The sequence below is a fragment of the Streptomyces changchenzhani genome (assembly GCF_039766235.1).
Lineage (GTDB): Bacteria > Actinomycetota > Actinomycetes > Streptomycetales > Streptomycetaceae > Streptomyces.
The window spans coordinates 13,178-31,945 of record NZ_JBDHNH010000008.1 but is presented as its reverse complement, the minus strand read 5'-3'; the positions used below and the strand labels follow the sequence as shown (position 1 = coordinate 31,945).

The following is an 18,768-nucleotide window of genomic DNA, read 5'->3' as shown; positions in this document are numbered from 1 at the left end:
TCCCCCGCGCTGCCCGCCCCGCGGCGTCGGTGCGGGGGCGCCTTACGCCGATGCGGGGACGGCCGTTGCAGTGCCCCGCATCGCTCAGCCCCCCGCCACCCCCACCGGCACCCCCATGACCTCGCGCGAGTGCCGGTTCGGCACCATGCCGAGGCGCCACGCCTGCCAGCCCGCCGTCAGGTCCACGCCGCGCTCAAGGACCAGCGCGTACGCGTCCAGGCACTCTTCCAGCTTGCCGTCGCGCGTCGGGTGCGGGGCGTTCGCCAGCTGGGACAGCTCCTCGATGGCCACCGCCGTGCCGATCTCCGAGCCGCCCGGGGACGCGAACGGCAGCAGTGTGCAGCGCAGGAAGCGGGCCCAGTCGCCGCCGCGGTTGTCCTCGTACGACGTGAAAAGGCCGATCGCCGCGTCGCACAGCTCCAGGGCCGGGGCGGGCCGGTTGTTGCCCGCGTCCACGATCGCCAGCTCCAGGCACGTCCACGCCTCGCCGTGCGCGACGCCGATACGGCGGAAGTCCTGGCGGGCGTCGACCAGGAGCTGGCGGGCGAAGCCGCTGTTGCGGAGGTTGCCGGTCTGCGCGGCCCGCTGGTCGCGGGTGACGCGGCCCGAGTGGTGGCGGGCGCAAGCCAGCCCGTACACATCACGCATCCGCGAGAACATGCCCCGCGCCCGCTCGAGCTCGCGCACCGCCTGGTCGCCGTCGCCGCGCTCCTCCAGCGCCTGCCCCAGGTAGTACAGCGTCCATGCCTCGCCGCGCGCGTCCTCCGCGTCCCGGTGCCGCGACAGGGCCTGGCGCAGCTGGTCCACGGCGGGCGACGGGTCGCCGTCCACCAGGCGGGCCCGCGCCAGCTGGGTCAGCGCCCACGCCTCGCCCCGGCCGTCGCGGGTCTGCCCGTACAGATCGAGCGCCTCCCGCAACTCGCCCTCCGCACGCGGTACATCGCCCATCCGCAAACACACCTGGCCGAGCTGGAAGTGCGCCCACGCCTGCCCGTGCAGGGACTCGCTCTCCCGGTGCAGGGTGAGCGCGGTGTCCAGGTGGGCGACGGCCTGCCCGATGTTCGCCCGGTCGCGCTCCACCGCGGCCAGCGCGTGCAGGGTCCACGCGCGGTCGCCTGCCAGCTTGTCCGTCGACTGCAGGGCGAGGGCCTCGTGCAGCCTCGCCACCGCCTCCGTCAGATTGCCCTGGTGGTGCAGGGTGATACCCAGCGAGCACAGGGCGCGGGCGGCGCCCGCCTCGTGCTGGGCCTCGAAGTAGAGGTCCACGACCGAGGACAGGGTCGTACGGGCCTTGTCCAGCTCGCCGAGCTGGCGGGCCGCGATGCCCGTGCGCCACTGGACGGAACGTACGAGCAGCCCCTGGTCGACGGCCTGCGTCAGCTCGCTGATCTCGCCGAGCCGGTACAGGTCGCCGCGCAGCAGGCAGTAGTCGCACAGGGCCCCCAGCAGATTCAGTACGACCTGCTGGTCCACGCCCTCCGCGTGCCGCAGCGCCGCCGTGATGAAGCTCGACTCGTCGTCGAGCCAGCGCAGGGCGGCGTCGAGCGAGGCGAAGCCGTGCGGCCCGAACTGGTCCGCCCGCGTCGACGTCTTGCCGTCCACCAGCCGGATCACCGAGTCGGCCAGCTCGCCGTACGCGCGGATGAGCCGCTCCTGCGCGGCGGCCCGGTCCGCGGGCTCCTCCTCGTCGAGGAGCCTGGCGTGCGCGAAGTCCCTTACCAGGTCGTGCAATCGGTAGCGGCTGCCGCGCACATGGTCGATCAGGCCGGCCCGGGACAGCACGGTCAGCAGCCGCTGCGCCTCCTGGTCGTCGGTGGACAGCAGCGCGCCGGCCGCCGCCGCGCCGAGGCTCGCCCGGCCCGCCAGTGCGAGGCGGCGCAGCAGTCTGCGGGCCGCGTCCGGCTGGTCGGTGTAGCGCAGCCACAGGGCGCGCTCGACCGGTTCGACCGGGCCGTACGCCGCGAGGTCCGCGGCCAGGGCCGGGGCGCTGCGCGCGCCGAGTGAGGAGCCCGCGATGCGCAGGGCCAGCGGCAGTCCGCCGCACAACTCCGTGATGCTGTCGGCTGCTTGGGCGTCGTACGGGCCGTCCTTCTCCTCCGCCGACTCGCGCAGCAGCTCCTCGGCGCCCACCGAGTCCAGCGGATCCACCGGCAGTTGGTGCACCCACGCCGGGATGTCGGCGGGCAGCTCCAACGGGGTCCGTGCGGTGACGAGCACCAGGCTGTCCGAGCGCTCGGGGACGAGGGTGCGTACCTGCGCCGCGTCCGACGCGTCGTCCAGGACGACGGTCACCGGAAGTCCCGTCAGATGCTGGTGGTACAGCTCGGTCAGTCTGCGCAACTGCTGTGCCTGCGAGGCGCGTTCACGGAAGAGCAGTTGGTCGCGCGGTGCGCCGAGCCGGTTCAGCAGATGCAGCAGCGCGTCGCGGGTCGACAGCGGGGACTCGTCCGCGCTGTCCCCGCGCAGGTCGACCACGCAGGCCCCGCGGAACTGGTCCCTGAGGTCGTGCGCCGCCCGTACGGCGAGCGTGGTGCGCCCCGACCCCGGGGCGCCGTGCAGCACCACGATGGTGGGCCGCGTCTCGGTGCTCGCCCGGGCGGCGTGCACCCACCGGGCGATCTGCGCCATCGCGGCGCGGCGCCCGGCGAACGGCCCGTCGGGCTGCGGGAGATGACCGAACGACTGCTCAAGTACGGACCGCCTGCGTGCCGCCTGGCTGCGGTCGGCGCCGCGCAACTGCCCCACCGCGGCGGACTTCTTCGCCGTACGGCTGGTTCTGTTCGCGGCGAGCAGGACGTGCTGCTGGTCGAGGAAGGGCCGGATGCCGCGCACCTCAAGCGCGGTCAGCCACTGCAACCTCAACTGCTCGTGGCCGCCCGGCTGTCCGAGAGCCCCGGCCCTGCGGTGGGCGGCGGGCCAGTGCGAAGCGGTGACCTTGGCGACGGTGGTCGCGGCGCCCGCCATCGCGACGACGGCGCCGGCGCCCAGCGCGGTGCCGGCCGCGGTGCCCAGTGCGAGGTCCGCGCCGAAAGCGGCGGCTGCGGCAACTGTGGTGACCAGGGCGGGAGTTCCGAGAGTCTGTCTGGTGAAACGTTCCGACAGGAGCTGCTGCCCGGCCTGTGATTCGTCCAGCGCCTTGGTGTAGGCGGTGTACTCCTCGGCCGCGTTGGCGGCCATCGAATCCAACGCGGCACGTCCGCGGGTGAGCAGCGCGTTGGCGTCGACCCGTCCGCCGGACCGCCGCACCTGTTCCTCGACGGCACGTACCAACAGCCTCTCGGCCTCGGTCCGATGGCTTTCCCGCATATGCGTCCCCCTCCGAGAGCAACGGTTGCGGTCCAAGTGTCCTGCTTGACGCGCGTCGGCGCGAGGGAGCGGTGGCCCGGAGCGGGCCGGGAGAGGGCCGCAGCGGTCCGGGGCGGTCCGGGGCGGTCCGGAGTGGGCCGGGGCGGAACGCACTTCGCCCGCCCCGGGCGCGTCCGGGGCGGGCGAAGTGGGGTGTTGGGTGTCGCGGTATTACATGTTCTCTTCGGCGTCGAGGTACGCCTGGATCTTCCTGTCGATCGCCGCGGCCTCGGCGCGGGCGCGCCTGGCCTCCGCGTGGGCGCCGTCCCGGTCCAGCCTGGCGGCCCTGGCCTTCAGGTCGGCGGACTGCTGGCGCAGCTTCGGGATGTTGACGCTGATGCTGCCCCCACGGGCCGCGACGCTCTGCAGGCCGGCGGCCGGAGCGGCGGTCGCGGTGGCCACGGGCAGCGCCGCGAACAGCACGCCTCCGGCCATCGCTGCGGTCACGGCGAGCGTAGAAATGCGTCGACGCACAAGATTCCCCTTGTCCAAGTACGGTCACTTACCGGTCGGTAATTATATCCGAAGTGATCTTGGACCGGCGCCCCGTGGCGCCGGGGCGGTCCATGGCCGGGTGCGCGAGGATTGGGGCATGGCGAACCGACTGGCCCATGAGACGTCCCCCTACCTCCTCCAGCACGCCGAGTTCCTGCTGAACCACTACGCGCGCACCGGGTCCGAGGGTCCCAGCAACTGGCCCGCGAAACCGGCGAGGCTATGGCGCACGGAGGGATCTGCGACCAGCTCGGCGGCGGATTCGCCCGCTACTCGATCGACGGCGAATGGATCGTGCCGCATTTCCAGAAAGTTGGTGTCTAAGGTCCACTGCTTCCGTACCATTTCTCCTGAGAACAGAGGGGGTTGTGGTGCGCGAGGATCACGCGACGCTGGTCGGGTTGGGGCTCGGTCCTGAGGAGCTGGAAACCCTGGGACTGGACGGGCCCGCTACGGCTGGGCCGTCCGGACTTATGGACGCTTACCTGAGACGAAGTAACAAGAAGGAAGACCTGGCCACGCTGCGGGGGCACTTGCGAGACGTGGTGCGCTGGGCACACGTGAACGGGCTCCAGATCCGGCACGTCTGGTTCGAACAAGTCTCAGCCTCCAAGTCCTATGTACGGCGGCGGGAGTTCGAGAAGGCCACGCAAGCGATCATGGATGGCAAGTCCAAGACGCTCGGCGTGTGGAAGACGGACCGCTTCGACCGGCGCGGCATGGGGGCGGTGGGTCGGCTGCTCGATGAGTTCGACCGCCGGCAATCGCGGCTTGTCTCCGTTTCTGAAGGGCTGGACTCGTTACAGGGCGGCCGCATGGTCTTCGCGATCCTGAGTGAACGCGCCAGGGAGGAAGCGAAGGACATGGCGAAGCGCGTGAAGATTGGCCATGACTCGCACAAGGCGGAAGGCCGAAGAGGAACGGGCAGGCCTCCGTTCGGTCTCTACAGTGCGCCAGGAAGCGGCAAAGTCGAACCTCACCCCGACGAGTACGACACGGCTCGCAGACTGGCGGACCTCTTGCTCGACAAGAAGACGACGAAGGACGCGGCCCACCAACTCAATGAGGAGAGGTACCGGACCCGGGGCGGTGCTACCTGGTCGCCCACAGCAGTGAGCAAGCTGGCGCAATCCCCGCTCTTCGCGGGCATGGTCCCGGTCCGGCGGCGCAAGACGGACGAGCACGGTAACCCCTTGGACAGCTGGGAGGGATACGGGGAGCCTCTGCGTAACGAGAAGGGCGAAGTCGTCATGTGCGGCAGCGGGGTTGTAACGCCGGGCGAGTGGTTCAAGATCAAGTCGCTCATCGCCGAACGGACCGATGAACGGTGGGCGAAGGGGAAGCCAGAGGCCAAGTATTTGGGAACGGGGAGCTACCGGTGCGGGCGGATGCGCGACAAGCAGGGCATGGGGGACCTTGAACCGTGTGGTGGCTCGATGAGCCACCGTGGCGGACGCTACCGATGCGAAGTCAGGCAGACGCGGGGCAAGTCCATCTGCGAGGGAGTGGTAACCCTGGCAGACCGCCTCGACCATGCGGTTGGGCAGGCTTGGATTCAAAACGTCACGGCCCTTGAGTCCGGTGATCCGGTGGTCATCGAGATAGCCCGCCGGTGGCTCGCCTTCGCGGACCCTGAGACGCAGGCGAAGAAGGACGAGGCCCAGAAGGCCCTTGAGGCGGTTCAGCGGCGTGTGAAGAAGCTCGAAGACGACTTCTATGTGTACGGGAAGATGGACGAAGAGCGCTTCGAGGAGCTGAGCGAAGGACAGCGCGCCGCTATCGAGAGCATCTCCGCGACCCTTGAGGCGTTGGATACGGAGGCAGACCTCTCGCCCCTCACGCAGGTCGACACCCTGCGTGAGGCGTGGGAAGCGGCGGATATGGCGGATAAGCGGATGCTCCTGAAGTGCGCCCTTGGAAAGAAGGGCATCACGGTCAAGCCCGCCGCACGGCAGGGGGATCACACCCCGATCTTGGAACGGATTGAGTTCGACTGGCTGTCGAAGGACACAACCACCAAGAAGTGAGATTCGAAGCGCAAGGCCGGGCCTTCGGGCCCGGCCTTGTTCTTTTCTTCGCCAGGTAATCCGCTCACCAGGCTCCGAGTGAGGGCGTCTGCACGCCCCCGCGTAAGCGTGCGGGGACACCGAAGACGAGCCCGCTGCCGCCTACAGCTGCCCCAGGTTGCCTGCGCCCGTCCGTGTGTCGTGGCGCGTGGGCGGCGCTTTGGCGGGTGCGCAAGGATGGACGTATGTCCAACCGACTCGTGCACGCCACGTCCCCGTACCTTCTCCAGCACGCGGACAACCCCGTCGACTGGTGGCAGTGGGAGCCGGCCGCCTTTGAGGAGGCCCGCCGGCGCAACGTGCCTGTCTTCCTGAGTGTGGGATACAGCGCTTGCCACTGGTGTCATGTCATGGCGCACGAGTCGTTCGAGGATGAGGCGGCCGCCGCGTACATGAACGAGCACTTCGTGAACGTCAAGGTGGACCGCGAGGAGCGCCCCGACGTGGACGCCGTTTATATGGAGGCCGTACAGGCCGCGACCGGTCAGGGTGGCTGGCCCATGTCGGTCTTCATGACGCCGGACGGGGAGCCGTTCTACTTCGGTACGTACTTCCCGCCCGAGCCCCGGCACGGCATGGCCTCCTTCCGGCAGGTGCTCGAAGGCGTCGACAGCGCCTGGACCGACCGGCGTGAGGAGGTCGCCGAGGTCGCCGCGAAGATCGTGCGCGAACTGGCGGAGCGCTCCCTCGCGTACAACGCGCCAGAGATGCCGGCCGAGGAGGAGCTCGCGCAGGCGCTGCTGGGGCTTACGCGGGAGTACGACCCGGTGAGCGGCTGGCTCGGCGGTGGCGACACCAAGTTCCCGCCGAGCATGGTGATCGAGTTCCTGTTGCGGCATCACGCCCGGACGGAGTCCGAGGGAGCGCTGGAGATGGCTCAGGGGATGTGCGACGCCATGGGGCGCTCCAGCCTCTACGACCAGCTGGGCGGGGGCTTCCACCGGTACGTTCTGCGTCAGCGAGCCGATGGGCCCTTGGTACCCCACTTTGAGAAGATGCTCTACGACAACGCCCTCCTCTGCCGGGTCTACGCCCATCTGTGGCGGGCCACCGGATCGGACCTCGCGCGCCGGGTGGCGCTGGAGACCGCCGACTTCCTGGTGAGTGAACTCCGCACGCAGGAAGGCGGGTTCGCGTCCGCGCTCGATGCGGACAGCGACGACGGCAGCGGCAAGCACGTCGAGGGCGCGTACTACGTATGGACGCCGGAGCAGCTGCGTGCGGTCCTGGGCGACGAGGACGCGGAGTTCGCGGCGCGGCGCTTCCTGGTGACCGAGAAGGGCACCTTCGAGGAGGGCGCGTCCGTGCTCCAGCTCTCCGAAACCGAGGCGGAGAGCGCGGGCCTGGGTCTGGCCGAGGCCGGGCGGGTCGCGAGTGTCCGGGCACGGCTGCTCGCGGCGCGCGCGCAGCGGCCGGCGCCGGGGCGTGACGACAAGGTCGTCGCCGCGTGGAACGGGCTCGCGATCGCCGCGCTGGCCGAGACCGGGGCGTTCTTCGACCGGCCCGACCTCGTCGAGCGCGCGACCGAGGCCGCCGATCTGCTGGTGCGGGTCCACATGGACGAGGGTGCGCGGCTCGCCCGTACGTCCAAGGACGGCAAGGCAGGCGCCAACGCGGGGGTGCTTGAGGACTACGCGGATGTCGCGGAGGGCTTCCTCGCGCTGGCCTCGGTGACGGGCGAAGGCGTCTGGCTGGACTTCGCGGGCTTCCTCCTCGACATCGTCATCGACCAGTTCGTGGGGGAGGGCGGGGCGCTCTACGACACCGCGAACGACGCGGAGAAGCTCATCCGCCGCCCGCAGGACCCGACGGACAGCGCGACGCCGTCCGGCTGGACGGCCGCCGCGGGCGCGCTCCTGTCGTACGCCGCGCACACCGGCTCGGAGGCGCACCGCGCGGCGGCCGAGGGGGCGCTGGGCGTCGTCAAGGCGCTGGGCCCGCGCGCCCCGCGCTTCATCGGCTGGGGCCTGGCGGTCGCCGAGGCGGCGCTGGACGGGCCGCGCGAGGTCGCGGTGGTCGGCCCTGCGGACGACCCGCTGACGAAGGACCTGCACCGGGTCGCGCTGCTGGCGCAGGCGCCGGGGGCGGTGGTGGCGGTCGGGGAGGTGGGCAGCGAGGAGTTCCCGCTGCTCGCGGACCGGCCGGCCGGGGCGTACGTGTGCCGGCACTTCGTGTGCGACGCGCCCACGGCGGAGCCGTCCGTGCTGCGGGAGAGGCTGGGCGCGGACGCGGAGGCGGGTACGGGCGTGGGGGGCTAGGCCATGGCAGGTGGCCGCGGTTTCGAGGCCACGGCCACCGGGGGGATCGGGTCCGTACGCATCCGGGCGGGCCGGGGCGGCTCGGGCCGGGGTGACTCAGCCGTACTGGTAGGCCACCAGCGAGATGCCCACATAGTGCACGGCGAACGCCGCCAGGGTCAGTGAGTGGAAGACCTCGTGAAAGCCGAACCACCGGGGTGACGGATTGGGCCGCTTGATTCCGTAGATCACGCCGCCGGCGCTGTAGAGCAGCCCGCCGACGATCACACAGATGAGCACGGCGACTCCGCCCGCGCGCATGAAGTCGGGCAGGAAGAAGACGGCGGCCCAGCCCATCGCGATGTAGCAGGGCGTGTACAGCCAGCGCGGTGCGCCGACCCAGAAGACCCGGAAGGCGATGCCCGCAACGGCCGCCGCCCAGATGGCCCACATCAGCGGGCGTCCGGTGGAGTCCGGGAGAAGAAGCACGGTCAGCGGGGTATAGGTGCCCGCGATGATCAGAAAAATATTGGCATGGTCGAGCCGACGCAGGATGGCCTCACCACGCGGACCCCAGGTGCCCCGGTGATAGATCGCACTGATGCCGAAGAGCAGGCAGGCGGTCAGGACGAAGATCCCGCACGCGATCCGGGCCCGGGTGGAATCCGTGAGAGCGATCAGGACCAGCCCCGCGACCAGCACCAGGGGGAACATCCCGGCGTGCAGCCAGCCCCGCAGCTTTGGCTTGACCAGGCCAGGACTCTCGATGTCGACCGGCCCCTCGTCGAGGGCCTGCGGTTGAGCGAGCGGGTCTGGCGCGGCTGAAGTCATGCCCCCAATGCTACCTACGGAACCGTAGGTTACGACCAGGTATTAAGTCCCTGAGTGGCGATGCTCACGTGTGCAGCCCCCTGGACATATGGGCGCATGGGCCCGATGATCAAATGAGTGCGGTCGGCACCGGATGAGCGGCACGTCGCATCCGGGTCGCAGCCCCCACGGGGCATACATCAATAAAACCCCTCAACAAGGAGCAACCGTGGCGCGCGACATCGCGGCTCCCACCGTCCCCACCAACCACCAGGAGCTCGTCTCCTGGGTAGACGAGATCGCTCGGATCACCCAGCCGGACCGGGTGGTCTGGTGTGACGGCACCGAGGCCGAGTACGAGCGCCTGTGCGGGGAGCTCGTGGCCAAGGGGACGTTCAAGAAGCTGGACCCGGTCAAGCGCCCGAACTCCTACTACGCCGCTTCCGACCCGAGCGATGTCGCCCGCGTCGAGGACCGCACCTTCATCTGCTCCGAGAAGGAGCAGGACGCCGGCCCCACGAACCACTGGAAGGCCCCCGCCGAGATGCGGGAGATGTTCTCCGGCAAGGAGGGCATCTTCCACGGCTCGATGCGTGGCCGCACGATGTACGTCGTCCCGTTCTGCATGGGCCCGGTCGGCTCGCCGCTCTCCGCGATCGGCGTCGAGATCACCGACTCGGCATACGTCGCCGTGTCGATGCGCACCATGACGCGGATGGGCCAGGCCGTCCTCGACGAGCTCGGCACCGACGGCTTCTTCGTCAAGGCCGTCCACACCCTCGGTGCGCCGCTCGCCGAGGGCGAGGCGGACGTGCCGTGGCCGTGCAACACCACGAAGTACATCTCGCACTTCCCCGAGGACCGCGAGATCTGGTCCTACGGCTCGGGCTACGGCGGCAACGCCCTGCTCGGCAAGAAGTGCTACGCCCTGCGCATCGCGTCCGTCATGGCGCGCGACGAGGGCTGGCTGGCCGAGCACATGCTCATCCTCAAGCTGACGCCGCCGAAGGGTGAGTCGAAGTACATCGCCGCCGCCTTCCCGAGCGCGTGCGGCAAGACGAACCTGGCGATGCTGGAGCCGACCATCTCCGGCTGGACCGTCGAGACCGTCGGCGACGACATCGCGTGGATGCGGTTCGGCGAGGACGGCCAGCTGTACGCGATCAACCCGGAGGCCGGTTTCTTCGGTGTCGCGCCCGGCACCGGCGAGCACACCAACGCCAACGCCATGAAGACCATGTGGGGCAACTCGGTCTTCACGAACGTCGCGCTCACCGACGACAACGACGTGTGGTGGGAGGGCATGACCGAGGAGCCGCCCGCGCACCTCACGGACTGGAAGGGCAATGACTGGACCCCCGAGTCCGGCACCCCCGCCGCCCACCCCAACGCCCGCTTCACCGTCCCGGCCGGGCAGTGCCCGATCATCGCGCCGGAGTGGGAGGACCCCAAGGGCGTGCCGATCTCGGCGATCCTCTTCGGTGGCCGCCGCGCCACGGCCGTGCCGCTGGTGACCGAGTCCTTCGACTGGCAGCACGGTGTCTTCCTCGGTGCGAACGTCGCCTCCGAGAAGACCGCCGCCGCCGAGGGCAAGGTCGGCGAGCTGCGCCGCGACCCGTTCGCCATGCTGCCGTTCTGCGGTTACAACATGGGCGACTACATGGCCCACTGGATCAAGGTCGGCGCGGACAAGTCCGACCAGTCCAAGCTCCCGAAGATCTACTACGTCAACTGGTTCCGCAAGAACGACGCGGGCAAGTTCGTGTGGCCGGGCTTCGGCGAGAACAGCCGGGTGCTCAAGTGGATCGTCGAGCGCCTGGAGGGCAAGGGCAAGGGCGTCGAGACGCCGATCGGCATCCTGCCCGCCAAGGGCGCGCTGGACACCGAGGGCCTGGACCTCTCCGAGTCCGACCTGGACTTCCTGCTCACGGTCGACAAGGAGGTCTGGCGCGAGGAGGCGGCGCTGGTCCCCGAGCACCTCAACACCTTCGGCGACCACGCCCCGAAGGAGCTGTGGGACGAGTACCGCGCCCTGGTGAAGCGCCTGGGCTGAGCCCCGGCGACGTAACTCCGCGGCCGGGCCATTTTCGACATCCGCCCTGACCTGTGGGGTCCCGGCCAGCCGCGGTATCCGGCCCCCGAAGCCCCCTCATGGCTTCGGGGGCCGGACTCTTGTGTGTGGGGGACTCTTCGGTGCGCGCATGCGAACGACGCGCGTCCGCAAGCGCACGCGCGTCGTTCAGCTGCTCAAAGGGTTACTGCAAATGGGTGGCACCCGGTCCGTGCACCTCCGCGGCTCACGAACCGGGGCCGTCAGTGGGCGCCGACCAGAGCGAGCTGGTCGAGCGCGGCCGCGTGCGCGTCCATGCGCTTGGCGGACAGGATCGCGGCAGCGGTGTCCGCTCGCGAGGCGGCGACAACGAGCGCCCGCCCGGCGAGGTCCCGTGCCCTGCGGTGCAGCACCGCGGGGGTGGCGTTGGTGAGCGCCGCGTGCCGGACCGGTGGTGCGCCGCGCAGTCGTGCCACCTGGGTGGCGATCTGCGCCGCTTCGTCGAGGCCGAGCTCGTCCGTCACCGCGAGCAGTGCGGCGAGGTGCCCGGCCAGCTGGATGTCCAGCTCTTCCTCGCGCGTGAGGTGCGGGAAGTCGCCGGAGTCGGTGGCCACACGATGGACCGACTTGGTGCGAATCGGCTCGTACATGGGTGGCCTCCTTCCAGGGTCTGCAGACCACCCTACATTAGATTTTGTCTAAAGTTGAGCCGAGTCGGACGAAGCTTCCGCAGCCCGCACCACGAGCGGCCACGGCCGACTACGGCTGGCTGTATCCGTCCAGGAAGGTGCCGATCCGGGTCACCGCGTCGGCCAGATCCTCCGCCGCCGGCAGCGTCACGATCCGGAAGTGATCGGGCTCGGGCCAGTTGAAGCCCGTACCGTGCACCACCATGATCTTCTCGGCCCGCAGCAGGTCGAGGACCATCTCCCGGTCGTCCTTGATCTTGTAGACCTTGGGGTCCAGACGCGGGAAGAGATACAGCGCGCCCTTGGGCTTCACACACGTCACACCCGGGATCTGCGTGAGCAGCTCGTACGCCGTATTCCGCTGCTCCAGGATCCGGCCGCCCGGCTGCACCAGGTCGTCGATCGACTGCCGCCCGCCGAGCGCCGTGGCCACCGCGTGCTGCGAGGGCATGTTGGCGCACAGTCGCATATTGGCGAGGATCGTCAGCCCCTCGATGTACGAGGACGCGTGCGCCTTCGGGCCGCAGACCGCCAGCCAGCCGCTGCGGAAGCCCGCGACGCGGTAGTTCTTCGAGAGCCCGTTGAAGGTGAGGGTGAGGAGATCGGGCGCGATGGCGGCGGTCGGGGTGTGCGTCGCGCCGTCGTAGAGGATCCGGTCGTAGATCTCGTCGGAGCAGACGATCAGGTTGTGCCGGCGGGCGATCTCGGTGAGAGAGCGCAGCATCTCGTCGTCGTACACCGCACCCGTCGGATTGTTCGGGTTGATGATGACGATCGCCTTGGTGCGGTCGGTGATCTTGCGCTCGATGTCGGCGAGGTCCGGCATCCAGTCGGCCTGCTCGTCGCACCGGTAGTGCACGGCGGTGCCGCCCGCCAGTGAGACCGACGCGGTCCACAGCGGATAGTCCGGCGCCGGTACGAGCACCTCGTCGCCGTCGTCGAGCAGTGCCTGCATCGCCATCTGGATCAGCTCGGAGACGCCGTTGCCGAGGTAGATGTCCTCGACGTCGAGGTTGATCCCCTTGGTCTGGTAGTGCTGCATCACCGCGCGCCGCGCGGCCAGCAGCCCCTTCGCGTCGCCGTAGCCGTGCGCGCTGGAAAGATTGCGGAGGATGTCCTCCAGAATCTCGGGCGGGCACTCGAACCCGAAGGCCGCCGGATTACCGGTGTTGAGCTTGAGGATGCGATGACCCGCCGCTTCGAGCCGCATCGCCTCCTCAAGCACGGGGCCGCGGATTTCGTAACAGACGTTTGCGAGCTTCGTCGACTGGATCACCTGCATGACGGCCACCTTACGGGCGCGTAATGAAGGCCGCCCCGTGTTTTTGGCCACGTTGCCGGGGCGTGGTGATCAGGCGAAAGGGTGTGGCAGCGGAGCAGGGCGTACAAGTGCTGGACCGGCTGCCCGCCAAGCTCCAGGGCGGAGGTCTGCCGGGACGGGGACGAGCTGTTCTCGTACGCCACCGCCGTCGCGCAGGCGCAGGCGCGGATGCAGGCGCGGGCACAGGCACAGGTGCAGGACTCGGTCAGGTAGCCGAACCCGCGTCCAAGTCGGATGGATTTATTGCGCCGTCTCAGCATGCGGTCTTGTCGGGCACCCGGAATCACCTAACAATGCGCATGACAAACCGAAGGCCACTTCGGTCCCACATGTCACAAGGCCGCAAGGTCACGCAGAGGGGACCCCCCACATGAAGAAGCCTCTCGTCGGTGCGCTCTTCGCCGTCCTGCTCCTCGGAGCAGGCGCGGCGCCCGCAGCCGCAGAGACTCTCGACCGGCCCGCGCCCCACCCCGTTGTAAAGGCCGTCAAGCCCCAACCCGCCGTCAAGGCAGTCGACTTCGCCGGAACGGTGGCGCTCAGCAACTGTTCGGGCTCGGTCGTCAGGGTGGCCAGTTCGAAGCCGACCGACCCGGCCCTGGTGCTGTCCAACGGGCACTGCCTGGAGAGCGGCTTCCCCGCCCCCGGCCAGGTCGTCGTCGACAAGCCGTCGACGCGCACCTTCACCCTGCTGAACGCCTCGGGCGGCAACGCCGGGACGCTCAAAGCCAGCAAGATCGCGTACGGCACGATGACGGACACCGACGCCTCCCTCTACCAACTGACCAGCACCTACGCCCAGATCGAGAGCTCCTACCAAATCAAGGCGCTGGAGCTCAGCGCGGCCCGCCCGGCGCAGGGCGGCGCCATCACGGTCGTCTCCGGCTACTGGAAGCGGACGTACAGCTGCGCGGTCGACGGTTTCGCCTACCGGATCAAGGAAGGCGCCTGGACCTGGAAGGACTCGGTCCGCTACACCCCGGCCTGCAAGACCATCGGTGGCACCTCCGGCTCGCCGGTGATCGACAACGCCACCGGCAAGGTCGTCGCCGTCAACAACACCGGTAACGAGAGCGGCGGTCGCTGCACGGACAACAATCCCTGCGAGGTCGACGAGACAGGAAACGTGACCGTGCGCAAGGGCATCAACTACGCCCAGCAGACGTACACCATCGTTCCGTGCGTGGGCGCCGGAAACAAGATCGACCTCGGCCGTCCGGGCTGCACGCTCCCGAAGCCGTAACCAGCGAAGCAGCACGAACAGACCCCTGAATGTGGTGCCGCCGGAAGGCTCCGGCGGCACCACACTCATGTGATCCGATATCGGCCAAGTTCCGGACATCGCCCCGCCAGGCCCTCCGTCCGGGCCACCCGGCCGATACGTTCAGCGCAGCGCGACAGTCACTCCATTCCTTGAGCAAGAGAAGGGTGTGTCATGAGCGAACTGCCTGTTCAGACCTGGGGGTTGTGGGAGCGCGAAGAAGCTCCTCAGGTGCCGGCGGCACCCGCACCGAACGCCGAGTGGATCTTCCCGGCCGAACGTACCCGTCAGGGCGGCATGGCCCGGGTCTACTACGCGCAGGGGCACGACCGGCTGACGAATCCGGTGATCATCTCGGACGGGTTCAACTCGGGTCCTTCGAACATGGACGAGTTCTGGGACGGCCTGGAGAACAAGGGCTACGCGTTCGCGACCGAGCTCTCGCGGCGCGGCTACGACCTGATCCTGCTCGGCTACCTGGAGCGCTCCGCGTCGCTCCTGGACAACGCGAGGGTGGCGCAGGACTGCATCCACCGGGCCATCAGTGAGCGCGTCGGCAACGCGCCGCTGACCGTCGGCGGCTTCAGCGTGGGCGGGATCATCACCCGCTACACGCTCGCCAAGATGGAGTCCGAGAACATCGACCACGAGACGGCGCTCTACTTCAGCTACGACAGCCCGCACCGGGGCGCGTGGATCCCCGTCTCGCTACAGGCGCTCGCCCACTTCATGACGGGCATACCGGCGCTGAGCAAGCAGATCAACAGCCCGGCCTCGCGGCAGCTCCTGTGGCGGCACATCTCGACCGTCGAGGAAGCACCGCAGGAGGACGAGCTGCGCGCCGAGTTCCGTGAGGCGCTCGCCAAGGTCGGCAGCTGGCCGATGCGCCCCCGCAAGATCGGTGTGGCCAACGGCAACGGGCGGGGCGTGGGCAACGACGTACCGCCCGGCGTGAAGGCGCTGGAGTGTACGCAGGGCGTCTTCAAGCCGACCACGCTGATGACCCAGTCGCCGGACAACCGGATCGTCCTCGCACACCTCAAGGGGCTGCTCCAGGAGAAGGAGGTACGTGTACGAGGCCTTCCCGAGGCGGACGGCGCGCCCGGCGGCATGCTGGAGTCCTTCGGGATCGCGGCTGCCAACCTGACGAAGCCGCTGCTCGGGATGAAGGCGAAGGCGTACTACGACTCGATCTGCTTCGTGCCGACGGTCAGCGCGGTCGACATCCGGGACATCAGCCAGGAGACGTTGTACGAGGACGTCAGCGCGATCTCGCCGCAGGCGAGTGACCTCGACGAGTTCACGTGCTCGTCCACGAACACGATGCACTCGCAGATGACCGCCGAACTGGGCGGCTGGATCCTCGACCGGCTCCCCGAGAGGTAACCCGCACCACCGTTTGGCCCGCCGCCACCCCGGGACGTACGCCCCGGGGTGGCGGCCCGTCGGGTGCCGCGTAGGCCTGCCGCCTGCCGCCTGTCGGCTACCGCTCCGAGAGGGGAGCCGGGGCCTCCTGGACGTTCCACGCGTTGCCGTCGGGGTCGGTGAAGTGCATGAAGCTGCTCCAGTCGGCCTCGCTGCGGCCCTCGGCCCAGCCCTGGGCGCCCATGTGCAGGACGGGGGAGACGTCGACCCCCCGGGAGACCAGCTCGGCGCGGGCCGCCCCGATGTCCGTCACGCACAGTTGGAGGCCGCGCAGGGAGCCGGGGGCGGCGGGGTCCGGGGCCCCTGGTGGCTTGGGCATGCCGGTGATCAGGGCGACCGAACAGCGGGAGCCGGGCGGGGTGAGCTGGACGATGCGGATGCCGGGGGCGACCTCGGTGTCCAGGTCCACCTTGAAGCCGACCTGGTCGGCGTAGAAGGCCTTGGCCCGGTCGACGTCCGAGACGGGCACGCTGACGACTTCGAGGGTCCATTCCATGGTGTGGCTCCAGGGAGAGGAGTGAGCAGGCTCTGTGGAGGCCATCGTCCACTCCGGCGGGCCGGGGCGCACCCGGTACGGCGGGTTCCGGAATACCGGCCCGGGACAGCTCTTAGGGGTCCTTTAGGGGTCCCTTAGGGGGTGCCCGCCCCCGCCCGCGCCGCCCGCTCCAGAAGCAGCTCCTTCTCGCGCGCGTTGCGGGTCAGGGCCGCCGCCCTCTCGAACTCCGTACGCGCCTCCGTCCCGCGCCCCAGGCGCTCCAGCAGATGCCCCCGGACACTGGGCAGCAAGTGGTAGTCCTTCAGGGCCGGTTCGGCCGCCAGGGCGTCCACCAGCTTCAGGCCCGCCTCCGGGCCCTCCGCCATCGAGACGGCCACCGCGCGGTTCAGTTCCACCACCGGCGACGGGGTCAGCGCCATCAGGCGGCCGTACAGGGTGGCGATCGTCGTCCAGTCCGTGTCCTCGTAGCGCACCGCCCGCGCGTGGCACGCGGCGATCGCGGCCTGGACGGCGTACGGGCCGTGGCCCGCGCGCTGCAGGGCCTCGATGCCGCGGCGGACGAACATGCGGTTCCACTGGGCGCGGTTCTGGTCGGCGAGCAGCACCGGCTCACCGTCGGGACCCGTGCGGGCCGCGATGCGGGAGGCCTGGAACTCCAGGAGCGCGGCCAGGCCGTGCACTTCCGGCTCCTCGGGCATCAGTGCCGCCAGTACGCGGACCAGGCGCAACGCGTCCTCGCACATCGCCGGGCGCACCAGGTCGTCGCCGGCGGTGGCGGAGTAACCCTCGTTGAAGATCAGGTAGATGACTTCGAGTACCGACGCGACGCGGGCCGCCCGGTCGGTTCCGTACGGGACCTCGAAGGGGACCGCGGCCTTCGCGAGCGTCCGCTTCGCGCGGACGATGCGCTGGGCGACCGTCGGCTCCGACGCCAGGAACGCACGGGCGATCTCCTCCGTCGTCAGGCCGCCCAGCAGCCGCAGGGTGAGCGCGATCCTGGCCTCCGTCGACAGCACGGGATGGCAGGCGGTGAAGATCAGCCGCAGCAGGTCGTCGTCGATGTCGTCCGGGCCCGTCGGCTCGGGCGCCGGCACGTCCTCCAGGGTCCTTCCGACCTCCGCCAGCTTGCGCGCGTACGTCTCCTTGCGGCGTACCAGATCGATCGCGCGGTGCTTGGCGGTGGCCATGAGCCAGGCACCCGGTTTGTCCGGGACACCTGACTCCGGCCACTGCTCCAGCGCGGCGACCAGTGCGTCCTGCGCGAGCTCCTCGGCGATGCCGACGTCCCGCACGATGCGGGTGACACCGGCGATGATCCGCGCGGATTCGATCCTGAATACCGCTTCGACCGTACGAGTCGCACTTGCTGCCGTCACGGTCACTCATCAGAGCAGCCGGACGGGGGTGCGGCAAGCGGACTCCGGCGGTCAGCTTCCGCTGAATACGGCCGTCGGCCCCTGGTGAATCCTGCCGTCAGCCTCCGGCGATCTCGCGGACCTCGGCGGTGATGCTCCACTCCGCCGGGTGGGTCTCCAGGAACCGCCTGGTCCACTCGAGCGCCTCGGCCTTGTCCTTGGCCTGGATGATCGAGTAGCCGCCGATGACTTCCTTGCTCTCGGTGAAGGGGCCGTCGGTGTAGCTGGTGGTGCCGCCGGACCAGGTGACCCTGGTGCCCTCGGCGGTCGGGGCGAGCCCGGCCGTGTCCAGCATGACTCCGGCCTTGGTGATCTCTTCGAGGAGCGCGCCCATGCGCTCCTCCAGCTCGGGGCTGGGGCCCTCGGGCGCCATGTTCTCGTCGATACGGATCAGCGTCATGAAGCGCGGCATCGTGACTCCTCGGTCGGGGCTTTCGGGCCCTTCGGGGCGGGGGTTTTCCCTGCCTCTCACCCTTACGTCGAACGGGAGACGCCCGGATCGACAGCTTCTGGGAATTCTTCTGGGAATTCTTCGGAGATCTTTCCCGGGCGGCCACCGGAGGGAGGCAGATACCGATTCGGACACCACTGGCCGCCACCGGGCTGCGCAACCACTCCACGGTTCCTAAAGTGACCGCATGACTGTGATGACGCTCCGGATTCCCGACGATCTCGCCCCGGCGATCCGCGCCGGGGCGGAAGCGGCCGGTCTGTCCCTCAACGCGTACATCGTGCGCGCCGCACGGCGGCAGGCCGTCCTCGACTCCGCCCAGCACCTGGCGGCGCTCGGACTCGGCGACGAGCTGTGTGGCGAGGGCGACACACTGTGAAGCGCGGTGACATCTGGACGCTCCGCGACGCGCGGAACGTTCTTGTCATCTCGCTGGACGGCCTGGAGCAGCCCTACGGCGCGGTGCTCGTCATCGTGCTGCACCCCTCGGGCCGCTTCCCGGACACCGCGATGTCGGTGGTGATCGACGACCCGCTGCCGTGCACCGCCGTAGCCGTCAACGTCCAGCAGCTGCGCACCACGCGCTTCCGTGGCGCCCAACTGCTCGGCGCGGTCGGCCCGTCGGACATGGCACGCGTCAACCAGGCCCTGCGGGCGGTGCTCGACCTGTACTGACGCGGCGAGATCCGACCCCCGCGACGCCGCCCCCC

The 18,768-nt window shown here is 69.6% G+C and carries 17 protein-coding genes; 8 read left to right on the top strand and 9 right to left on the bottom strand.

The features are described 5' to 3' along the window. Positions 1-84 precede the first annotated feature (84 nt). From ABCR94_RS24085 to ABCR94_RS24075, 3 genes are all read right to left on the bottom strand, one after another. Entirely contained in the window at positions 85-3,306 is a 3,222-nt protein-coding gene (locus tag ABCR94_RS24085) for a tetratricopeptide repeat protein (RefSeq protein ID WP_347122093.1), read from the bottom strand. A gap of 210 nt (positions 3,307-3,516) precedes the next feature. Then, positions 3,517-3,792 carry a hypothetical protein gene (locus ABCR94_RS24080; protein ID WP_347122092.1) on the bottom strand — a complete coding sequence of 92 codons (276 nt, stop codon included), beginning with the start codon at positions 3,790-3,792 and terminating at the stop codon, positions 3,517-3,519. Between the two features lie 213 nt (positions 3,793-4,005). Beyond that, entirely contained in the window at positions 4,006-4,143 is a 138-nt protein-coding gene (locus tag ABCR94_RS24075; RefSeq protein WP_347122518.1) for a hypothetical protein, read from the bottom strand. A 68-nt stretch (positions 4,144-4,211) separates the two neighbouring features. On the opposite strand from ABCR94_RS24075, the gene ABCR94_RS24070 reads away from it, so the two are divergent. Both ABCR94_RS24070 and ABCR94_RS24065 read left to right on the top strand, forming a co-directional pair. Continuing rightward, positions 4,212-5,867 (top strand): recombinase family protein, encoded by a 1,656-nt coding sequence (locus ABCR94_RS24070; protein WP_347122091.1) that lies wholly within the window; start codon positions 4,212-4,214, stop codon positions 5,865-5,867. Between the two features lie 224 nt (positions 5,868-6,091). Continuing rightward, entirely contained in the window at positions 6,092-8,164 is a 2,073-nt protein-coding gene (locus ABCR94_RS24065) for a thioredoxin domain-containing protein (protein WP_347122090.1), read from the top strand. A 96-nt stretch (positions 8,165-8,260) separates the two neighbouring features. Here the strand turns inward: ABCR94_RS24065 and trhA are convergent, their stop codons facing one another. Then, positions 8,261-8,974, bottom strand: a complete 714-nt coding sequence (trhA, locus tag ABCR94_RS24060) for a PAQR family membrane homeostasis protein TrhA (protein ID WP_347122088.1) — start codon at positions 8,972-8,974, stop codon at positions 8,261-8,263. A 208-nt stretch (positions 8,975-9,182) separates the two neighbouring features. On the opposite strand from trhA, the gene ABCR94_RS24055 reads away from it, so the two are divergent. Next, on the top strand, positions 9,183-11,006 hold the full coding sequence (locus ABCR94_RS24055; RefSeq protein ID WP_347122086.1) for a phosphoenolpyruvate carboxykinase (GTP): 1,824 nt from the start codon (positions 9,183-9,185) through the stop codon (positions 11,004-11,006). A gap of 260 nt (positions 11,007-11,266) precedes the next feature. Here ABCR94_RS24055 and ABCR94_RS24050 read toward each other — a convergent pair whose 3' ends face one another. Further along, positions 11,267-11,653: an SCO4983 family protein gene (locus tag ABCR94_RS24050; protein WP_347122085.1), complete on the bottom strand. Its 387-nt coding sequence runs from the start codon at positions 11,651-11,653 to the stop codon at positions 11,267-11,269. A gap of 109 nt (positions 11,654-11,762) precedes the next feature. Continuing rightward, a complete protein-coding gene (locus ABCR94_RS24045) occupies positions 11,763-12,974 on the bottom strand; it encodes a pyridoxal phosphate-dependent aminotransferase (RefSeq protein WP_347122084.1) in 1,212 nt (403 codons plus the stop codon). An 81-nt stretch (positions 12,975-13,055) separates the two neighbouring features. Between ABCR94_RS24045 and ABCR94_RS24040 the strand changes: the two genes are divergently transcribed. From ABCR94_RS24040 to ABCR94_RS24030, 3 genes are all read left to right on the top strand, one after another. After that, entirely contained in the window at positions 13,056-13,226 is a 171-nt protein-coding gene (locus tag ABCR94_RS24040; protein ID WP_347122083.1) for a hypothetical protein, read from the top strand. Positions 13,227-13,383: 157 nt separating this feature from the next. Further along, positions 13,384-14,253: a S1 family peptidase gene (locus ABCR94_RS24035; RefSeq protein WP_347122081.1), complete on the top strand. Its 870-nt coding sequence runs from the start codon at positions 13,384-13,386 to the stop codon at positions 14,251-14,253. Between the two features lie 192 nt (positions 14,254-14,445). Next, entirely contained in the window at positions 14,446-15,657 is a 1,212-nt protein-coding gene (locus ABCR94_RS24030) for a lipase family protein (RefSeq protein ID WP_347122080.1), read from the top strand. A 97-nt stretch (positions 15,658-15,754) separates the two neighbouring features. On the opposite strand, the gene ABCR94_RS24025 is transcribed toward ABCR94_RS24030, so the two are convergent. The 3 genes from ABCR94_RS24025 to ABCR94_RS24015 form a co-directional block, all read right to left on the bottom strand. Further along, on the bottom strand, positions 15,755-16,192 hold the full coding sequence (locus ABCR94_RS24025; RefSeq protein ID WP_347122079.1) for a VOC family protein: 438 nt from the start codon (positions 16,190-16,192) through the stop codon (positions 15,755-15,757). Between the two features lie 134 nt (positions 16,193-16,326). Then, on the bottom strand, positions 16,327-17,568 hold the full coding sequence (locus ABCR94_RS24020) for an RNA polymerase sigma factor (protein WP_347122077.1): 1,242 nt from the start codon (positions 17,566-17,568) through the stop codon (positions 16,327-16,329). Positions 17,569-17,665: 97 nt separating this feature from the next. Continuing rightward, positions 17,666-18,019 carry a YciI family protein gene (locus ABCR94_RS24015; protein WP_347122075.1) on the bottom strand — a complete coding sequence of 118 codons (354 nt, stop codon included), beginning with the start codon at positions 18,017-18,019 and terminating at the stop codon, positions 17,666-17,668. Between the two features lie 226 nt (positions 18,020-18,245). On the opposite strand from ABCR94_RS24015, the gene ABCR94_RS24010 reads away from it, so the two are divergent. Then, positions 18,246-18,437, top strand: a complete 192-nt coding sequence (locus tag ABCR94_RS24010) for a toxin-antitoxin system HicB family antitoxin (RefSeq protein WP_347122073.1) — start codon at positions 18,246-18,248, stop codon at positions 18,435-18,437. Next, on the top strand, positions 18,434-18,733 hold the full coding sequence (locus ABCR94_RS24005) for a type II toxin-antitoxin system PemK/MazF family toxin (RefSeq protein WP_347122071.1): 300 nt from the start codon (positions 18,434-18,436) through the stop codon (positions 18,731-18,733). The genes ABCR94_RS24010 and ABCR94_RS24005 overlap by 4 nt, the downstream gene beginning before the upstream one ends. Positions 18,734-18,768 lie beyond the last annotated feature (35 nt).